Here is an 18,203-nt window from a genome sequence, read left to right as displayed (position 1 = left end):
CCGGCGCGGGCCTCCCTCGCTCAACCCGCCAGCACCGCCGCCATCCGCTCCACCTCCCGCGCGAGCGCCACCCCCGGATCCTCCCCGTCCGGCGTCCAGCGCTCCCAGGTCCGCGCCCGCAGATAGCCGTCCACCGCCACCGGCAGCCGCCGCAGCACGATCCGCTCCGCCACCGGCCCCGGACCGACCACCCGCAACCGCTCCACCAGGTCGTCCAGCTTCACCGACGACGGCAGGGCCACCGTCCCCAGATAACCCGCCAGCGCGTCCAGCTCCACCCAGCGCACCGGCGGCGCGGGCACCGGCACGTCCGGCACCGGCACGTCCGGCACCCGCCCCGGGGTCACCGGGCGCGGCGCCGGCGCCAGCAGCACACCCACGACGTACAACGCCGCCACGATCCCCGGCCACCACGCACCGCCGAGCCCCGCGAAATGCAGCCCCAGCCCGACCGCCCCGCCCCCGCAGCCGACCAGATTGCGGGTGGACTCCAGATACCCCACCATCCGCCGCCCGCCGGGACCCCCGCGGCTACTGGTACCCACGGATCTCCTCGAACGCCCCGTCCAGCGACGCCGTCCCGTCGAACAGCTTGCCCCCGGTCAGCTCCGCGATCCCCTGCAACTGGTTCTTCGCCGCGTCCCCGAACAGGATCGGGAACACCGGCACCGCCTTCTGCGCCGCCGACAACCCGTTGTAGAAGTTCCGGAAGTCCTTGTCCGACGCGCCCTCGTTGCTCTCACCGTCCGTCATCACCACGATCGACGTGAACCGGTCGTCCTGCGCCGCCGCCTGCTGCCGGTCCAGGAACCGGTACGCCTCCTGCAGCGAGCTGTACACCGCCGTCCCGCCGTCCGCCGACAGCGCCTGCACATCCGCGTTGATCGACGCCAGCTCCTGCTGCGCACCGGCCGCCGGCACCGTGTGCGTCTTCGTCGACTTCACCTTGGAGGCGAACGACAGCAGCGTCACCTCCTCGCGGTTGCGGAACCGCCGCACCCCCCGGGTGTCCTCCGCCCCGGTCAGCCGCCCCAGCGCCGACTTCAGCGCCGCCAGCCGGGCCCCCGCCATCGACCCCGAGGTGTCCAGCACGTACACCGTCCGCGACGGCCGGCGCAGCTCGTCCTGGTACGAGGCCAACAGGCCGTCCGCGACCGCCTTGCTGCCCGGGAACGGCAACTCGTGCCGCCGGTCGGCCGGCAGCGACGGCGCCGCCGCCACCCCCGCCGACACCGGGTGACGCAGCGTCAACTCCGAGACGCGCTTCTGCACATCGTCCTTCAGCAGGTAGTCGGTCAGCCGCCGGAACGAGTCCCGCTCCCGCTCGGCCGAGGAACTGAGCAGCGTCAGCGGATAGTTCGCCGACACCACGCCGTCGGTCGGCCGGATCACCGTCAGCTGCTGGTCCGCCGCCAGCGTCTTGTTCATCGACAGCAGGACCGACTCGTAGTTGACCAGCGCCCCGACCCGGCCCTGCTCCGCCCGCGCGTACGCCTGCGCCAGCCAGCCGGACGAACCCGACGTCAGCTTCTGCCCCGTGAAGAACTGCTTCAACGACGGCGTCGCCTTCCGCACGTCCGCCTCGGTGAGCGCCGAATCCGCCCCCGAGAACGCCGCCGCCACCGCCACCAGCGCCGAGAAGCCCGAGTTGGACCGCGACGGGTCGGCCATCCCGTACGCCAGCCTGCCGGTCGACGCCGCGTCCGCCAGCTGCCCCCAGCTCACCTTGGAACCGTCGCCCCAGCCCAGCTCGTCGAGCGCGGACGACCGCACACCCACCGCCACCGGCGACACCATCACCGGCGTCTCCGACAGCAGCTTCGACTTCCCCGCGTCGTCCAGCCGCAGATAGTGGTTCGAGGGGAACCAGACCGCGTCGTACTTGCCGTCCGCCCGGCCCGAGGCCACGGCGTCCGCACCGTCCAGCGACCCGGTCCAGGCGAACTGGACGGTCACCCCGGTCGCCTTCTGCGCCTCCTCCAGCACCGGCGCCATGTCCTGCAGTTCGCTGCCGGCCAGCACCCGCAGCACCCCCGCCCGCGCGGTCGGCGCCGGCGCGTCGCTCTGCTGCGGAGCCGGCGCCGGCGAGGACGTGCACGCCGTCGCCGCCACCAGCAGGGCGAGCCCCGCCACCAGCACCCGCCCGCCGCGCCCCGCCGCGGCCCCCACCCTGGTCGTCCTCATCGTCGCCCCGTCCGTCGTGCCGTCGTGTACCGCTTCGGGCGGTCCCGTTCGCCCCGCCACCGTCCCGCCCGCCATCGGCCGGTCACTTCCCCTTCGCCGCGTCGACCAGCTTGGCCAGCGCCTCCGAGGACGGCACCGGCGCCTGTTTCACCCGCGCCGCCGTCAGGTCCGCCGCGAAGGCCGGATTCTCCCGCCCGGCGGTCTGCAGACCGAAGGCGGCCGGATCCGACTGCGGCCGGAACCCGTACCTGGCCTCCAGCTTGCGGAGCTTCTGGTCGTCGTTCAGCAGCGCGGCCAGCTTCTGCCCGGCCGCCGTGCGCCCGACGATGGTGTGGTCGGAGGAGATGGTGGTGTCCGGGTACAGCACCACCATGTCGCCGGTGCCCTTGCCCTCCACCGCCAGCTGCGCCGCCTGCGACTCGTAGGCGAGCACCAGCGGATTGCCCACGTTCGAGAGGAAGTCCCGGAACGGCTCGTCGCTGCTGCTCTTCTGGATGCCCTGCTTGCTGGTCAGCGAGGACAGCACGGCCTTCACCTGCTGCACCTCGGCGTCGCTCGACACCACCTGGTGGTTGTTGAGCAGGTAGGAGACCAGCGCGAGGTACAGCGCCCCGGAGGAGGACTCGGCGGGGTCCGTGGTGGTCATGAAGACCGCACCGCTGAGGTCCGCCTGGTCCTTCGCGCCGGTGAGCTCCTCCCACCGGCGGCCGGCCCTGACCACGTTGACGTACTCGTCCATCCTGAACGTCCACACCCGGGAGTTCTGGTCCTGGGAGGCCAGCCCGTTCTGCGCCAGCACCTTGGCCGTCGACTGGTGGGCCAGCACCACCAGGGGCGAGTAGAACGGGCGGACCGGCCCGTCCTTGAGCTGCAGCTGCCGGCGGATCGCCTCGGCCGGCGACAGGCTGGCCGGGAACGCGAAGTCGAGCCGGCCGAGGTCGCTCTCGCTCATCAGCCACGATCCGGTGGTCTGCACATCGACCTTGAGGCCCTGCTCCGCCAGCGCGGCCACGACGTCCGGATCCTTGAAGAAGTCTCGCTTCTCGGAGCCGATCACGCCGGTCACCGTGACGACCTTCGAGCCCGGATCGTCCCGGCCGGTGGGTTTGAGCAGCGCGAACGCCACCCCGCCGAGCAGCACCAGTGCCGCGATCACCCCGAACGCACGCTTCATACCGGGCGATTCCCCCTCGTCGGACCCGTGTCCGGGCTCCCACCCGGGTGACGAGCGTCCCGCCGGGCCGCGAGCGGCGGTCGAAGGCGTGGTGAACCGGGGGTGAACACCCCTTCACGGAATCGCATCGGCGGACGCCCGCGGGGCGCCGCGCGCACACCAGTCCGAGCGGGTGTCAGATTGTTCAACTCACCTTCCTGCAAAGGTCATCCCGCCGGTCGGACGGGCGTCGATGTTACGCGCCGGTAATGCCTACGCTCAGGGGTATGCGCCGAGCAAAAATCGTCTGTACTCTCGGGCCAGCCACCGACTCGTACGACCAGATCAAGACGCTGGTCGACGCCGGGATGGACATCGCCCGCTTCAACCTGAGCCACGGCTCCCACGCCGAGCACGAGGAGCGCTACCGCCGGGTCCGCAAGGCCGCCGACGAGACCGGCCGCAGCGTCGGCGTGCTCGCCGACCTTCAAGGCCCGAAGATCCGACTGGAGACCTTCGCCGAAGGTCCGGTACTTCTCGAACGCGGCGACGAGTTCACGATCTCCACCGACAAGGGCGTCGTCGGAGACCAGAACCTCTGCGGCACCACCTACCCGGGCCTCGCCGCCGACGTCACCAGCGGCGAGCGGATCCTCGTCGACGACGGCCGGGTCACCCTGGAGGTCGTCGAGGTGGCCGGCCCGCTGGTCCGCTGCACCGTCGTCGAGGGCGGCCTGGTCTCCGACCACAAGGGCCTCAACCTCCCCGGCGTCGCCGTCTCCGTGCCCGCGCTGAGCGAGAAGGACATCGCCGACCTGCGCTGGGCCCTGCGGACCGGCGCCGACCTGATCGCGCTCTCCTTCGTCCGCAGCGGCCGCGACATCGAGGACGTCCACCGCGTGATGGCGGAGGAGGGGCGCTCCGTCCCGGTCATCGCCAAGATCGAGAAGCCGCAGGCGGTCGAGAACCTGGAATCCATCGTGGACGCCTTCGACGGCATCATGGTGGCCCGCGGCGACCTGGGCGTGGAGATGCCCCTCGAACAGGTCCCGATGGTCCAGAAGCGCGCCGTCAAGCTGGCCAAGCGCAACGCCAAGCCGGTCATCGTCGCCACCCAGATGCTGGACTCGATGATCAACGCCTCCCGCCCCACCCGGGCCGAGGCCTCCGACGTCGCCAACGCCGTCCTCGACGGCAGCGACGCGGTGATGCTCTCCGGCGAGACCTCCGTCGGCAAGTACCCCGTCGAGACGGTCCGGACCATGGGCCGCATCATCGAGGCCGCCGAACAGGACGTCCTCGCCGACGGCCTCCCGCCGCTCACTGCCGGCACCAAGCCGCGCACCCAGGGCGGCGCCGTCGCCCGCGCGGCCACCGAGATCGGCGACTTCCTGGGCGCCAAGTACCTGATCGCCTTCACCCAGTCCGGCGACACCGCCCGCCGGCTCTCCCGCTCCCGCTCGCCGATCCCGGTGCTCGCCTTCACCTACGAACCGGCCGTCCGCAGCCAACTCGCCCTCACCTGGGGCGTGGAGACCTTCCTCGGCCCCTTCGCCGCCACCACGGACGAGATGGTCGAACAGGTCGACGCCGCGCTGCTCTCCCTCGGCCGCTGCCGCAAGGGCGACATCGTCGTCATCACCGCCGGCTCCCCACCCGGCCTCGCCGGCTCCACCAACCTCGTCCGCGTCCACCACGTGGGAACACTGGACAGCTGACCGGGCTTCGTACACGGGTCCACGGGCGGCATCCCCCATCCTGGGGAATGCCGCCCGTTCGCCGTTCCTCCCGACCCGACGCGCTCTGGCGCCTTCATACCATCCGTGTTATGACTTGGGGAGAAGTAGAGCTCGAACCGGAAGTCCGGGACTGGATCCTCGGCCTCGGGTCGGACGGGCGGGGAACGGTCGCCTTCTACGTGGACCTGCTCGCCGACCGTGGCCCGCTGCTCGGGGAGCCCTACACCAGGCAACTGGACGGGAAGCTCCGTGAGCTCCGCTTCCATCTCGGTGAGCTCGACATGCGGATCACTTACTGGATCGCGACCGGCAGAAGGATCATCCTGCTCACGGTGTTCCGCAAGACGCGGATGCGCGAGAGCTCCGAGGTCGACCGGGCCCGGCGTGCGCTGCGCCGCTGCGCGGCCGAGCAGCACACCGTCGACGACGAGGAGGAGTGGGCGACATGAGTGAGCGGACGTCCTGGCGTGCGATGCGGGAGGAGATCCTCGACCGTCCAGGTGCCGGTGCGGCCTACGAGGCCGCCCGGATCAGGTTCGAACTCGGGGAGAAGGTGCGACTTCGCCGGGAGGCCCTCGGTATGACCCAGTCCCGACTCGCGGCGGCGGCCGGTATGCAGCAGCCAGCGGTGGCCCGTTTCGAAGCGGGCGGGACGATGCCCACCATCGTCGTCCTGGAACGGTTGGCCTCGGCACTGGGGATGCGTCTCACGGTCGAGTTGGAGCCCTTGGACAAGGCGGGCTGACCGTGCGGAGGGGTCGCGAGTGCGGGACCTGTGTCGGGGTCGAGATCCGGCGCTCGCCGTCTCAGCCTTTAATCGAAGGAAAAGTACCCCGGGTGGGATTCGAACCCACGCTGGATGGTGTTTGAGACCATTGCCTCTTCCGCTGGGCTACCGGGGCGCCCACAGATTCGAAGGTTTCCCCCGACCCTGCTTGAAGTCAAACATACCGTGTCTGGGTACCCTCGTGCATGCAGTACCCCGCCGGAACGAGGAGCCCCGTGAGCACCGCCGACGAGCAGGCAGAGCCGCTTGAGACCGACATGCCCCAGATCACCCGAATTGTGATCGCCGAGGACGAGGCGTTGATCCGCCTCGACCTGAAGGAGATGCTCGAAGAGGAGGGGTACACGGTCGTCGGCGAGGCCGGGGACGGGGCGACGGCGCTGAAACTGGTCGAGGAGCTGCGGCCCGACCTGGCGATCCTGGACGTGAAGATGCCCGTCCTGGACGGGCTCTCCGCCGCCGAGCAGATCCACGAGGCGCACCTGGCGCCCGTGCTGATGCTGACAGCGTTCTCGCAGCGCGAGCTGGTGGACCGGGCGCGGGACGCGGGCGCGATGGCGTACATCGTGAAGCCGTTCAGCAAGAGCGACCTGGTCCCCGCGATCGAGATGGCCGTCTCCCGGTACACCGAGATGCGGACGCTGGAGGAGGAGATCCAGGACCTCACCCAGCGGCTGGAGACCCGGAAGCTGGTGGACCGGGCGAAGAGCGTGCTGCAGACCAAGTTCGGGCTGAACGAGCCGGCCGCGTTCCGGTGGATCCAGAAGACCTCGATGGACCGTCGGATGACGATGGCCGCGGTCGCGGAGGCCGTGATCGAAGAGGGCGAGGCCCAGGACAAGAAGAAGGCCGACGAGGCCAAGGGCGAGCAGTAGCGGCCCGTGGGCCGACAGGCACGTGGAAGGGCCCGGCAGCGCACGCTGCCGGGCCCTTCCACGTGCCGCCCGGGCGGGAGGTCAGTCCTCGCCGAGGTAGGCCTTCCGCACGGACTCGTCGTGCAGGAGGTCGGCGCCGGTGCCCTTGAGCACGATGCGGCCGGTCTCCATCACGTAGCCCTGGTCGGACAGCGAGAGCGCCGCCTGGGCGTTCTGCTCGACCAGCAGGATGGTCGTGCCGCTGGCCTTCAGCTCCACGATGGTCGCCATGATCTTCTGCATCATCAGCGGGGAGAGCCCCATCGAGGGCTCGTCCAGCATCAGCAGCTTCGGCTGGGACATCAGTGCCCGGCCCATGGCGAGCATCTGCTGCTCGCCGCCGGACAGGGTGCCGGCGGCCTGCTTGCGCCGCTCGCCGAGGATCGGGAAGAGGCCGTAGGCCCGCTCGACGTCCGCCGCGATGCCGGCCGTGTCGGTGCGCAGGAACGCGCCGAGCAGCAGGTTCTCCTCGATGGTCATCCGCGGGAAGATGTGCCGGCCCTCGGGGGAGTGGGCGAGCCCGAGCGCGACGATCTTGTGGGCGGGGACGGTGGTGAGGGCCTGGCCGTCGAAGGTGACCGTGCCGCCGGTGGGCTTGAGCAGGCCGGACAGGGTGCGCAGGGTGGTGGTCTTGCCGGCGCCGTTGGTGCCGATCAGGGTGGTGACCTCGCCCTGGTTGACGGTGAAGCTGATGCCCTTGACGGCTTCGATCTTGCCGTAGGCGACGCGGAGGTCCTTGACCTCGAGGAGTGCGGTCACTGGTCGGTCTCCGTTGCTGCGGGGGCGGTGCCTTCGAGCGGTGCGCCGAGGTAGGCGGTGATGACGCGTTCGTCGCTCTGGACGGTCTCGCGGTCGCCTTCGACGATCTTCTGGCCCTGGACCAGGACGGCGGTGCGGTCGCACAGGTTGAAGATGAACCGCATGTCGTGCTCGATGACGAGGATGGAGATGCCCTTGTCACGGATGGCGAAGACGAGTTCCTCGGCGGCCCGGGTCTCCTGCGGGTTCATGCCGGCGGTGGGCTCGTCGAGGAGCAGCAGGCCGGGGTCGGAGGCGAGGGCCCGGGCGATCTCCAGCTTGCGCTGTTCGCCGTAGGGGAGGTTGCGGGCGAGGTGGTCGGCCTTGTCGGCGAGTCCGGTGAACGCCAGCAGTTCCATGGCGCGGGCGCGGCTCTCGGCTTCGGCGCGGTGGTAGCCGGGGCCGCGCAGGATGGCGGAGAAGATGCCTTCCTTGGTGCGGCTGTGCCGGCCGACGAGGACGTTCTCCAGGACGGTCATGTTGGCGAAGAGCCGGATGTTCTGGAAGGTGCGGGCGATGCCGGCCTGGGTGACGAGGTGGGGCTTGGGCGGCAGGACGGTGCCGCGGTAGGCGACGCGTCCCTCGGTGGGGACGTAGAGGCCGGTGAGGCAGTTGAAGAAGGTGGTCTTGCCGGCGCCGTTGGGGCCGATCAGGCCGATGATCTCGCCTTCGCCGACGGTGAGGGAGACGTTGTTGACGGCGGTGAGGCCGCCGAACCGCATGGTGACGCCGGAGACTTCGAGCAGGGGCTTGGCGGGGCCGGGCCCGGAGACGGCGGCGGGGGCGTCGGTGGTGGTCATCTGGCTGGTCACGCCCCTGCCTTGGTGAGGGCGACGGTGTCGCCGGAGAGCTGCGCGGGGATCGCGGCCTCGTGGAATTCCAGCTGGTTGCGCCGGTTGGGGATGAGCCCTTCGGGGCGGACGCGCATCAGCACGATGAGGGCGATGCCGAAGGCGAGCAGCTGGTAGTTGGAGAGGAATTCCAGCTTCTTCGGGATGAGGAAGAGGAGGGTGGCGCCGGCCAGCGGGCCGCTGATGGTGCCCATGCCGCCGAGGATGACGGCGGCGAGCAGGAAGGCGGAGTTGGGCGGCAGGGCCTCGGCGAAGGTGTACTGGTCGGGGGTGACGGTGTAGCTGACGTGGGCCTGGACGGTGCCGGCGAGGCCGGCGAGGCAGGCGCCGAGGGCGAAGGCGAGGAGCTTGAGCCGGAAGCCGTTGATGCCCATGGCCTCGGCGGCGGTCTCGTCCTCGCGGATGGCGACCCAGGCGCGGCCGATGCGGGAGTTGCCGACCCGGGCGAAGACCAGTACGACGAGGGCGGTGACCAGGAGCATCAGCAGGTAGTAGTTGGAGAACCGGCCGAGTTCGACGCCGAGGACGGTGTGCGGCTTGCCGAGGTCGAAGCCGAGGATCTGGAGGTCGGGGATCCGCGGGATGCCGTTGGAGCCGTTGGTGATCTTGGGGCCGGTGGTGCCGTTGAGGTTGAGCATGGTGATGCGGAAGATCTCGCCGAAGCCGAGGGTGACGATGGCGAGGTAGTCGCCGCGCAGCCGCAGGGTGGGGGCGCCGATCAGCACACCGAAGATCATCGACACCACGGCGCCGGTCAGCATCGCGGCCCAGAAGGGGAACTGGACGTGGATCGGCGAGGCGGGGGAGCCGGAGACCAGGGCGGCGGCGTAGGCGCCGACGCCGAGGAAGGCGACGTAGCCGAGGTCGAGCAGGCCGGCCAGGCCCACCACGATGTTGAGGCCGAGGGCGACCGTGGCGAAGATCAGGATGTTGGCGGCGACCGAGGTGTACTGGTCGCTGGTCTGGGTGAACGGGAAGCTGGCGGCGGCGGCGAAGGCGGCGCCGGTGGTGACCGGGCGGTACTTGACGGTCAGCGCGCGCAGCCGGGCCAGCAGGCCGCCCTTGGCCAGGGCGGGGACGACGGCGGCGGCGAGCAGCAGGTAGGCGGTGAAGAGTTCGCCGTACTCGGTGTCGATGCCGAAGGTGATCGCGAACAGGCCGATGGCGAAGGCCAGCACGATGAGCAGGACCTCGGCCCAGGAGGGCAGTTCGCGGGCGGCGGGCAGTGGCCGCTCGACGGTGCCGAGGCGGAGCCCGCTGTTGGCGAGGTGGCCGATCTGCAGGAGCAGGACGACGGCGGCGGCGATCACCAGGGCGCCGGCGAGGGCGGTCAGCACCGGGGCGACGGGCTTGTCCTCGGGGACGGCGTGGGTGGCGAACCAGACGACCGGGGCGGCGGGGAGGAGCAGGAACAGCCGCCGGTCGAGGATCCGCACCGGGACGTGGGTGCGCCGGTCGAGCGGCAGGCCGAGGGTGCCGACGACGGCGAGCAGCGAGCCGAGGGCGGCGACCCAGCCGCCGGGGTCGAGGTTGGCGAGGCCGCCGAGGTCGACCGCGATGGCGATGACGGAGAACCAGCTGACGGCGAAGGCGCCGGCGGCGGCGAGCAGGACGGCGTTGTGGCTGCGGGTGGGGGCGGCCCAGCGCAGGCCGCGGACGCCGTGGGTGGCGAGCAGCAGGGCGAGGGTGAGCAGGCCCGCGGTGAGGGCGAGCCACTGGAGGCCGGCGGGGGAGCCGTAGTAGGTGAGGTCGCCGGGGAACTCGTCGGTGTACGTCCAGGACATCAGGGCGGAGCCGGCGGTGGCGAGGGCGCCGAGGCCGGTGAGGAGGGCGGCGGCGCGGGCCGGCAGCGGGATGACCGGGGTGGTCTCGGTGGTCGAGGTGGTGGTCATGGTGCTCACGCCCTGTCCGCGACGCGTTCGCCGAGCAGGCCCTGGGGTCGGACGAGCAGGACGAGGATGAGGAGTACGAAGGCCCAGACGTCCTTCCAGGCGCCGCCTCCGAAGAGGTGCATGCCGGGCAGGTGCTGGATGTAGCCGGTGGCGAGGGCTTCGGCGAGGCCGAGGGCGACGCCGCCGAGCATGGCGCCGTAGATGTTGCCGATGCCGCCGAGGACGGCTGCGGTGAAGGCCTTGAGGCCGAGCAGGAAGCCCATCCGGAAGTCGATCTGGCCGCTGCGCAGGCCGTAGGCGACGGCGGCGACGGCGGCGAACGCGGCACCGATGGCGAAGGCCATGACGATGATCCGGTCGGTGTCGATGCCCATGAGCTTGGCGGTGTCGGGGTCCTGGCTGGTGGCCTGCATGGCGCGGCCGGAGCGGGTGCGGGTGACGAACCAGCCGAGGGCGAGCATGCAGAGCGGGGCGGCGATGATCAGGAAGATGTCGCTGCGCTGGACGGTGACGGAGCCGAGCTCGAACGGGTCGCCGGGGATCTTCGGGAAGACCCGGGCCTTCTTCGCGTCGGGGTAGAACGAGAAGACGAGCTGCTGCAGGACGATCGACAGGCCGATCGCGGTGATCAGGGGGGCCAGTCGGGGCGCGGTGCGCAGCGGCCGGTAGGCGAAGCGCTCGGCGGCGACGGCGGTGAGCGTGGAGACCAGGATGCCGGCTATCAGCATCAGCGGTAGGGCCAGCCAGAGTGTGGTGCCGCCGGGGAGGGCGAGGTAGGCGGTCAGGGCGCCGAAGCCGCCGACCATGACGATCTCGCCGTGGGCGAAGTTGATGAGCTGGACGATGCCGTAGACCATCGTGTAGCCGATCGCGACGAGCCCGTAGAGGGCGCCGAGGATCAGGCCGTTGGCCAGCTGCTGCGGTAGGTCGTGCACCGCTGGGCCTCCGTTGTGCGTTGCGTGAAGTCCGCGTGGGTGGGGGATGTGGGCGCGCGCGGGGGCACTGGTGGCGCCCCCGCGCGGGATGACTCCGGTGTTCCGGACTGTGCCTGACGGGTGGTCAGGTCAGCCGCTGAAGGTGCCGGACTTCTCCACGGCCCACTTGCCGTCCTTGACGGTGTAGACGGTGAGCTGCTTGTTGGTGGTGTCGCCGAACTCGTCGAAGGAGACCTTGCCGGTCACGCCGTCGAAGGAGACCTTCTGGACGGCCTCGACGACCTTGGCGCGGGGGTTGCTGGGGAGCTTGCCGCCGTTGTCCTTGACGACGTTCTTGACGGCCTCGATGATCGCCCAGCCGCTGTCGTAGGAGTAGCCGCCGTAGGTCTCGTAGGCGTCCTTGTAGCCGGCGGTCTTGTAGTCGGCGATGAACTTGGCGGCGGTGGGGAGCGCCTCGACGGGCAGGCCGACGGCGGTGGCGTAGTCGCCCGCGCTCTTGGGGTTGAGCTTGATGAAGTCGCCGCTCTGGATGCCGTCGCCGCCCATCAGGGGGATGGTGAGGCCGGCGTCCTTGAGCTGGAGGGAGAGCGGGCCGGCGGCGGGGTACTCGCCGCCGTAGTAGACGGCTTCGGCGCCGGAGCTCTTGACCTTGGTGACGACGGCGGCGAAGTCGCGGTCGTCGGGGTTGACGTGCTCCTCGCCGACGATGGTGCCGCCCTGCTTGACGAACTCGCCCTTGAAGGTGGCGGCGAGGCCGGCGCCGTAGGTCTTCTGGTCGTCGATGAGGAAGACCTTGGTCTTCTTGGCGTCCTTGGCCAGGAACTGGGCCGCGAAGGGGCCCTGGACGGCGTCGGTGGTGGCGGTGCGGAAGTAGGACTTGAAGGGGCGGGCCTTGTCGCCGCTGGCCCACTTCTCGCCCTGGCTGAGCGCGACGCCGGTGTTGGCGGGGGAGATCTGGACGAGGTTGGCGTCGTTGAAGATCTGCTGCATCGACTGGGCGACGCTGGAGTTCAGCGGGCCGACGACGCCGATGACGTTCTTGTCGGCGACCAGCTGGGTGGCGTTCTGCTGGCCCGGGGCGGGCTTGCCGGTGTCGTCGAGGGCCTTGATCTCGAACTTGACGCCGGGGACCTCGTTCTTCTCGTTGGCCTGCTTGACCGCGAGCTCGACGGAGTTGCGGATGCCGAGGCCGAGGGCGGAGAGGTCGCCGGTGAGCGGCGCGTCCACGCCGATGGTGACGGTGGTGGCCCCGGCGTTGCCGTCCCCGGACTTCTTCTCGCCGCGGGATCCGCAGGCGCTGATGCTGAGGGCGCCGATCACGGCAATGCTCACGACAACTGCTGAACGGTGACGCACAGGGGTCCCCTTCGGTTCAGGAGGGCGCCGCGCCTGAGTGGCGGGAGCCGGGATGCGCAATGGGCCTGGCCCAATCCGGTGGCGCGGTGACTGGCCGTGACTCTAGATGCCTCTGGGCGGCTCGGGCAGTGCTGTGGCGAGGCTGTGATTCTCTTGTTATGAGCACACGGAGCGACCGTCTCACTATGTGGTCGTTCTGGCCCGATCGATCCTGTACTGACGGGCGTCTACTCGCTGGTAGGTGCATGTAAGGGCCAGAATTGCGGGTGACTCCTGGCCTCACCGATAATCGGACGCGACTGTCCGCCGTGCTGGTGTCGGGCGTGTGCGTCCGAATATCGGACATTCCCGGGAATGGCGAAGCACCCCCGGGTCGATGTGGGTCCGGAAGCGGTCGAAAGTTCGGATTTCCTGCTTGTTACGCAGTGTTACATCCCTCGCAGTGCGCGCAAACGCGTCCGCCCCCTTGTCTGGACCAACGCCTGCCCAGGGCAGTCGAAGGTCAAACAAGGGGGCGGACAAGGGAATTGATGATCGGTCGGCCCGACCGGCGGGCCATTGACGGGTCGGCCGGGCCGACGGGGCGTCAGAGGTCGCGGAGCATGCAGGTCAGGCGGCAGCTGGTGATCCGCTTGCCGGTGTCGTCGGTGATCGCGATCTCGTAGGTGGCGGCGGTGCGTCCCTTGAACACGGCGGTGGCGACCCCGGTGATCAGGCCGGAGGTGGCCGAGCGGTGGTGGGTGGCGTTCAGGTCCACGCCCACCGCGTACCGGCCGGGGCCGGCGTGCAGCATCGCGCCGACCGACCCGAGGGTCTCGGCCAGCGCCGCCGAGGCGCCGCCGTGCAGCAGCCCGTACGGCTGCTGGTTCCCCTCGACCGGCATCGTGCCGACCACCCGGTCGCCGGAGGCCTCGACGACCCGGATCCCGAGCTTGTCGCCGAGGTGGCCGCCGGAGAAGGTGGCCGGGTCGACGCCGAGCTTCGCGAAGTGGTCCAGCACCTCCTGCGGGATGTTCAGGGCGGGGGCCGGTTCGGGGGTGGTCGCGCCGGGGGCCGCTTCGGTCATGGGGGAGCTCCTGCCGCTCGGGTGTCACGTCGTCGTGCTGCCTGCGATCGTACGACCGTCCTACTCGGCGGTAGTGATCGCGTGGGGGAGTTGGCGTGGCGGGTGCGCCCGGGCCGACCCCCGTCGGCCGGGACCCGCCCCCCGCCGGTCGGACCCGGCTGCTCGCGCACGGGCGCGCCCGCGCGGGTGCGCGCCCGCCCAGGCACGCCCCCGGGCCCGGCGCCCGGACCGCGCGGCGCCCTTTTTGTCGGTGCCGGGCCATAGGATCGGTGGCCGGTAGTGGAATCGGCAGGAACGGACGTTGACGTGGCTACGCAGAGTACGGACAAGGGCGCGGCGGGTGGCGGCGGGGCGCGGCCCCGGCTGATGCTGCTCGACGGGCACTCGATGGCCTACCGGGCGTTCTACGCGCTGCCCGTGGAGAACTTCAACACCTCCACCGGCCAGCCCACCAACGCGGTGTACGGCTTCGCCTCGATGCTCGCCAACACCGTCCGGGACGAGCGGCCCACCCACCTCGCGGTGGCCTTCGACCTCTCCCGGCAGACGTTCCGCTCCGTCGAGTTCCCCGACTACAAGGCCAACCGGGCCAAGACGCCGGACGAGTTCCGCAGCCAGATCGGCCTGATCGGCGAACTGCTGGACGCCATGCGGGTGCCGCGGATGACGGTCGAGGGCTTCGAGGCCGACGACATCATCGCCACCCTGGCCACCGCCGCCGAGGCGGCCGGCTTCGACGTCGACATCGTCACCGGCGACCGGGACTCGCTCCAGCTGGTCACCGACCACATCACCGTCCTCTACCCGACCAAGGGCGTCTCCGAGCTCACCCGCTACACCCCGGAGAAGGTCGCCGAGAAGTACGGCGTCACCCCCCGCCAGTACCCCGACCTCGCGGCGCTGCGCGGTGACCCGTCCGACAACCTGCCCGGCATCCCGGGCGTCGGCGAGAAGACGGCCGCCAAGTGGGTCAACCAGTTCGGCTCCTTCGACGAACTCGTCTCCCGCGCCGACGAGGTGAAGGGCAAGATCGGCGAGAAGCTGCGCGACCACCTGGACTCGGTCAAGCGCAACCGCGTCCTCACCGAGCTGGTCCGCGACGTCGAACTCCCGCTCGCGGTCGCCGACCTGGAGCGCGCCGCGTTCGACCGCGAGGCGGTCGCCGGTCTGATGGAGTCGCTGGAGTTCCGCAACGCCAACTTCCGCGACCGGGTCTTCGGCATCGACCCGGCCGCCGCCGAGCCCGAAGCCGCCGTCGAACTCGCCCCCGGCGTCGAGGTGGACGGCGAACTGCTCACCGACCCGGGCACGCTGGCCGGGTGGCTGCGCGGGCACTCCGACGGCAAGGCCCCGGTCGCGCTGGCCGCCGTCTACCGGTGGGCGCTCGGCACCGGCGAGGTCACCGAGATCGCGCTGGCCGCCGGCGAGACCGCCGCCTGGTTCGACCCGGCGCTGCTCGCCGAGGAGGACGAACGCGCCTTCGCCGACTGGCTGGCCGACCCGGCCGCCCCCAAGGCCCTGCACATCGCCAAGCAGGTGATGCGCGCCTTCGCCGAGCGCGGCTGGACGATCGCGGGCGTCGTCGCCGACACCGCCCTCGCCGCGTACCTGGAGAAGCCCGGCCGCCGCACCTTCACCCTGGAGGTGCTCGCCGAGGAGTACCTGGCCCGTTCGCTCGCCCCGGCCGCGGTCGCCGAGAGCGGCCAGCTCGCCTTCGACGCCCCCGAGGAGCCGGACGAGGTCGACGCGGTGGCCGCCCGCGCCCAGGCGCTGATGCTCCAGGCCCGCGCCGTGCTCGACCTCGCCGTCCTCTTCGACACCCGCCTCGCCGAGGTCGGCGCCACCGAGCTGCTGCGCGACATGGAGCTGCCGATCGCCGCCCTGCTGGCCCGGATGGAGCGCACCGGCATCGCCGCCGACCGCCCCTGGCTCACCGGCCTGGAGGCCCAGTTCGCCACCGAGATCCAGCGCGTGGTGGAGGAGGCGCACGCCGCCGCCGGCCACGAGTTCAACCTCGGCTCGCCCAAGCAGCTCCAGGAGATCCTCTTCGGCGAGCTGGCCCTGCCCAAGACCAAGAAGATCAAGACCGGCTACACCACCGACGCCGACGCGCTCACCTGGCTGGCCGGCCAGACCGACAACGAGCTGCCGGTCATCCTGCTCCGCCACCGCGACCAGGCCAAGCTGCGCACCACCGTCGAGGGCCTGCTCAAGACGGTCTCGCCGGCCGGCCGGATCCACACCACCTTCAACCAGATGGTCGCCGCCACCGGCCGGCTCTCCTCGCAGGACCCGAACCTGCAGAACATCCCGGTCCGCACCGAGGAGGGCCGCGCCATCCGCCGCGCCTTCGTCGTCGGCGCGGGCTACGAGGCGCTGCTGACGGCCGACTACTCCCAGATCGAACTGCGCATCATGGCCCACCTCTCCGAGGACGAGGCCCTGATCGAGGCCTTCGCCACCGGCGAGGACCTGCACACCACCGTCGCCTCCCAGGTCTTCGAAGTCCCCGGCGACGCGGTGGACGCCGAGATGCGCCGCAAGATCAAGGCGATGTCCTACGGTCTGGCGTACGGGCTCTCCGCGTACGGGCTCTCCCAGCAGCTCGGCATCAAGCCCGCCGAGGCCCAGGGCCTGATGGACACCTACTTCGAGCGCTTCGGCGGCGTGCGCGACTACCTGCGCCGGGTCGTCGACGAGGCCCGCGCCACCGGCTACACCGAGACCCTGCTCGGCCGCCGCCGCTACCTGCCGGACCTCAACAGCGACAACCGCCAGCGCCGCGAGATGGCCGAGCGGATGGCCCTCAACGCCCCGATCCAGGGCTCGGCCGCCGACATCGTCAAGATCGCCATGCTCCGGGTGGACGAGGCGCTGACCGCCGCCGGCCTCACCTCCCGGATGCTGCTCCAGGTGCACGACGAAATCGTGCTGGAGCTGGCGCCCGGTGAGCGCGAGCAGGTCGAGGCGATCGTCCGCGCGCAGATGGCCGGCGCCTACCCGCTGCGCGCCCCGCTCGACGTCTCGGTGGGCGTTGGCGCGAACTGGGAGGCCGCCGCGCACTGACGGCCGGCGAGAAGGCGGTGGGCGCGGTCCGGATCGGGCCGCGCCCACCGCCTTCTCGCCGTCCGGCGGCCGACCGGGCCGCCCGGCGGGCGATTGCTTCGTACCGGGGGTTGATCCGGCGTCAGGAGAGCTCTTCACTTGTCATGGCACCGACGTCCATGATCCGCGCGCCGTGCCGCTCCACCCGCTCCGACGCCTCACCCGACGAGTCTGGAGATCCCCTCATGTCCGTGCCCCCTCTGCGGCGCGCCGTCGTGGCGCTCGCGGCCCTGCCGCTGCTGACGCTCGGTGCCGGCCAGGCGCTGGCCGCCCCGGCCCCGGCACCGAACCCCACCGCTCCCGCCCAGGCGCCCGCCGCCCGGGCCATCGCCACCGCCACCCAGGTGTCCGCGATCGAGGACGAGGTCGCCCGCGCGCTGGCCGGCGCCCTCACCGACGCCGCGCTGCGTGACCGGCTGCGGTCCGCGACCGCCGACGCGGCCTCCGGCGCCGCCGACCTCGGCCCGCTGGCCGCGGCCGCCCAGGGCTCCGCCGGCCGGCTCGCCGCCGCCACCGCGCAGGCGGACCGCCGGATCGCCGCCGCCAAGGGCCTCGGCGACCTCGGCCCGCTGCTGCGCGTCCAGTTGGCCGACCCGTCGATGCGGGCCGCGCTGGACGCGGGCGCCGCGCCGCTGGTGGCCACCGCCGTCGCCGACGACCACGCCCGCACCGTCCGCGCCTACGACACCGCAGGCCGGGCCCACGCGCTCGACGCCGCGGCGGTGCCCGGGCAGCCGGTCTACCTGGTGGACATCGACACCGCCAGGACGCTGGCCGCTGGTATGGCCGTCCTCCAGCGGGAGTTCGCCGCACGCGGTCTCGACACCGCCGGCGGTGCCGCCGCGGCGAACGGGCCGGGGGCGGCGAACGGACCGGCGACGGCGCAGGGACCGGGCGCGGCGCAGGCGGCCGGCGGCTGGTGGGCCACCAAGATCAGTGGCATCGAGGTCGCCGACGACGAGGAGCCCTGGTTCAAGGGCGCCGCCGAGATGTTCGGCCTGGTGACCGGCTTCGGCCAGGACGGCAAGGTCCGGGTCGACTCGGTCGCCATGCCGTACCTCCAGTACGACGGCACGGTGTACTACCCGAACCAGATCCTGGTGAACTGGTCGAACTACAAGTACAACCTGGCCGACGTCGTCCTGATGGAGGACGACGGCGACACCAACTACCTGGCGCTGGCCCAGGCGGTGGCCGCCGTCCTGCTCACCATCGCCGACCAGGGTGCCTACATCCCGCTGGTCAACGCCGTCCTGGCGGCCCTGCCGACCTCCTGGTGGGTCGACGACCCGGACTACGTGGAGTCCTGGTACACCCTCGCCCGGACCAGTTCGGGCCGGCTCAACGGGGCCCGCGGCAACGGCTGGATGACCGTCGAGCCGTACTTCGTCGAGCAGTTCTGACGTTCCGACGGTTCCGACCG

Annotated in this window: 15 protein-coding genes and 1 tRNA gene; 6 read left to right on the top strand and 10 right to left on the bottom strand. The window is 71.2% G+C overall.

The window, feature by feature from the left end:
- Positions 1 to 20: 20 nt before the first annotated feature.
- The 3 genes from ABZ497_RS00740 to ABZ497_RS00730 all read right to left on the bottom strand — a co-directional run bounded on the left by ABZ497_RS00740 (position 21) and on the right by ABZ497_RS00730 (position 3,358).
- Entirely contained in the window at positions 21 to 545 is a 525-nt protein-coding gene (locus ABZ497_RS00740) for a hypothetical protein (protein WP_359802439.1), read from the bottom strand.
- Complete coding sequence (locus ABZ497_RS00735; RefSeq protein WP_359802436.1) at positions 532 to 2,184, bottom strand: VWA domain-containing protein; 1,653 nt, start codon at positions 2,182 to 2,184, stop codon at positions 532 to 534. The genes ABZ497_RS00740 and ABZ497_RS00735 overlap by 14 nt, the downstream gene beginning before the upstream one ends.
- A gap of 82 nt (positions 2,185 to 2,266) precedes the next feature.
- On the bottom strand, positions 2,267 to 3,358 hold the full coding sequence (locus ABZ497_RS00730; RefSeq protein ID WP_359802434.1) for a hypothetical protein: 1,092 nt from the start codon (positions 3,356 to 3,358) through the stop codon (positions 2,267 to 2,269).
- Between the two features lie 266 nt (positions 3,359 to 3,624).
- Here ABZ497_RS00730 and pyk point away from each other — a divergent pair, with 266 nt between their 5' ends.
- From pyk to ABZ497_RS00715, 3 genes are all read left to right on the top strand, one after another.
- Positions 3,625 to 5,055 (top strand): pyruvate kinase, encoded by a 1,431-nt coding sequence (gene pyk, locus ABZ497_RS00725; protein WP_359802431.1) that lies wholly within the window; start codon positions 3,625 to 3,627, stop codon positions 5,053 to 5,055.
- Between the two features lie 110 nt (positions 5,056 to 5,165).
- Positions 5,166 to 5,525: a type II toxin-antitoxin system RelE/ParE family toxin gene (locus ABZ497_RS00720; protein WP_359802429.1), complete on the top strand. Its 360-nt coding sequence runs from the start codon at positions 5,166 to 5,168 to the stop codon at positions 5,523 to 5,525.
- A complete protein-coding gene (locus ABZ497_RS00715; RefSeq protein ID WP_359802427.1) occupies positions 5,522 to 5,821 on the top strand; it encodes a helix-turn-helix transcriptional regulator in 300 nt (99 codons plus the stop codon). Before ABZ497_RS00720 ends, ABZ497_RS00715 begins: the two co-directional genes overlap by 4 nt.
- Positions 5,822 to 5,905: 84 nt before the next feature.
- On the opposite strand, the gene ABZ497_RS00710 is transcribed toward ABZ497_RS00715, so the two are convergent.
- Positions 5,906 to 5,978, bottom strand: a tRNA-Leu gene (locus ABZ497_RS00710).
- 142 nt (positions 5,979 to 6,120) lie between these two features.
- On the opposite strand from ABZ497_RS00710, the gene ABZ497_RS00705 reads away from it, so the two are divergent.
- A complete protein-coding gene (locus tag ABZ497_RS00705) occupies positions 6,121 to 6,738 on the top strand; it encodes a response regulator (protein WP_329492075.1) in 618 nt (205 codons plus the stop codon).
- An 81-nt stretch (positions 6,739 to 6,819) separates the two neighbouring features.
- Here ABZ497_RS00705 and ABZ497_RS00700 read toward each other — a convergent pair whose 3' ends face one another.
- The 6 genes from ABZ497_RS00700 to ABZ497_RS00675 all read right to left on the bottom strand — a co-directional run bounded on the left by ABZ497_RS00700 (position 6,820) and on the right by ABZ497_RS00675 (position 13,675).
- Positions 6,820 to 7,536, bottom strand: coding sequence for an ABC transporter ATP-binding protein (locus ABZ497_RS00700; protein ID WP_329487190.1), 717 nt, complete (start codon positions 7,534 to 7,536; stop codon positions 6,820 to 6,822).
- A complete protein-coding gene (locus ABZ497_RS00695) occupies positions 7,533 to 8,375 on the bottom strand; it encodes an ABC transporter ATP-binding protein (protein ID WP_329492074.1) in 843 nt (280 codons plus the stop codon). The genes ABZ497_RS00700 and ABZ497_RS00695 overlap by 4 nt, the downstream gene beginning before the upstream one ends.
- 8 nt (positions 8,376 to 8,383) lie before the next feature.
- A complete protein-coding gene (locus ABZ497_RS00690) occupies positions 8,384 to 10,318 on the bottom strand; it encodes a branched-chain amino acid ABC transporter permease (RefSeq protein ID WP_359802986.1) in 1,935 nt (644 codons plus the stop codon).
- Positions 10,319 to 10,323: 5 nt separating this feature from the next.
- Positions 10,324 to 11,253 (bottom strand): branched-chain amino acid ABC transporter permease, encoded by a 930-nt coding sequence (locus ABZ497_RS00685; RefSeq protein ID WP_329487189.1) that lies wholly within the window; start codon positions 11,251 to 11,253, stop codon positions 10,324 to 10,326.
- A 129-nt stretch (positions 11,254 to 11,382) separates the two neighbouring features.
- Positions 11,383 to 12,609: a branched-chain amino acid ABC transporter substrate-binding protein gene (locus ABZ497_RS00680; RefSeq protein WP_329487188.1), complete on the bottom strand. Its 1,227-nt coding sequence runs from the start codon at positions 12,607 to 12,609 to the stop codon at positions 11,383 to 11,385.
- A gap of 586 nt (positions 12,610 to 13,195) precedes the next feature.
- The gene (locus tag ABZ497_RS00675) at positions 13,196 to 13,675 is read right to left on the bottom strand and encodes a hotdog fold thioesterase (protein WP_359802424.1); all 480 of its coding nucleotides are present in this window, start codon (positions 13,673 to 13,675) and stop codon (positions 13,196 to 13,198) included.
- Positions 13,676 to 14,041: 366 nt separating this feature from the next.
- Between ABZ497_RS00675 and polA the strand changes: the two genes are divergently transcribed.
- A complete protein-coding gene (gene polA, locus ABZ497_RS00670) occupies positions 14,042 to 16,741 on the top strand; it encodes a DNA polymerase I (RefSeq protein ID WP_359802984.1) in 2,700 nt (899 codons plus the stop codon).
- Between the two features lie 224 nt (positions 16,742 to 16,965).
- On the top strand, positions 16,966 to 18,183 hold the full coding sequence (locus ABZ497_RS00665; RefSeq protein WP_359802421.1) for a DUF3103 family protein: 1,218 nt from the start codon (positions 16,966 to 16,968) through the stop codon (positions 18,181 to 18,183).
- The last annotated feature ends 20 nt before the right edge of the window (positions 18,184 to 18,203 follow it).

The organism is Kitasatospora sp. NPDC005751, assembly GCF_040630835.1.
Classification (GTDB): Bacteria; Actinomycetota; Actinomycetes; order Streptomycetales; family Streptomycetaceae; genus Kitasatospora.
Note: the sequence above shows the minus strand (reverse complement) of the source record. Positions and strands in the feature narration are given on the sequence as shown.